The sequence below is a fragment of the Microterricola pindariensis genome (assembly GCF_002936985.1).
Lineage (GTDB): Bacteria > Actinomycetota > Actinomycetes > Actinomycetales > Microbacteriaceae > Microterricola > Microterricola pindariensis.
On the sequence record NZ_MPZN01000131.1, the window covers coordinates 1 to 710 of the forward strand.

At 77.0% G+C, this 710-nt stretch carries 1 pseudogene; it reads right to left on the reverse strand.

The features are described from left to right. Positions 1-710: pseudogene (locus GY24_RS17790) on the reverse strand (DNA-binding response regulator); the annotation flags it as partial.

Genomic DNA, 710 nt, shown 5'->3' on the forward strand with positions numbered 1-710 from the left:
TCGTCGCCCAGCGCGGCCAGGGCTGTGCCGATGCTGGCGCGCAGCCGCGCCGCGAGATAGGGCGCGCCCAGCTCCGACCAGCCGTCCTGCGCCGCACGCAGCGGGCTGAGCGACTCTCCGGCTGCACCCTCGGCCAGCGCCAGCAGTCCCCGCCCCTCCTCGGCGAGGGTCCGCAGCATGCTGCTCGGGAAGGCCGCGGCGATGCCGGCGAGTTCGGCGACGTCCGCGGCGGCCTCCGCCATGCTGCCGCGGGCGAGGCCGATCTCGATTGCGGCCGGCAGCACGCGGGCCCTGGCCAGCGGCGGGCCGGTCGTGGCCAGCACGCGGCAGACGGCGGCCCAGGCCTCGTTCACCCGGCCCTGGGCGAGCCAGAGCAGGGCCAGCCCGGGGTGCGGCTCGACCCCGCACTCGTGGGCGAGCTTGTACGCGGCTTCCGCCTCCCGAAATTCGCCGCGCAGCCGGTGCACCTCGGCCCGCTGGTAGCCGGCCGCCCCGCGCTCGTGTTGCCCCGCCCGTGGGTCGGCGCTGACGGTGTCGGCCTCCTCGAGCGCGGCCTGCCAGGTGCCGCTCAGCTGCAGGAGTTCGGCCCGGTGCACCCGGCACCGCCCCGTGAACAGCGACAGCTGGGGCTGCGGCAGCGCCCAGGCGCTCAGCACCGCGGCCCACTCGCGCGCCCGTTCCAGCGCGAAGGCGCTCTGACAGCCATCGAG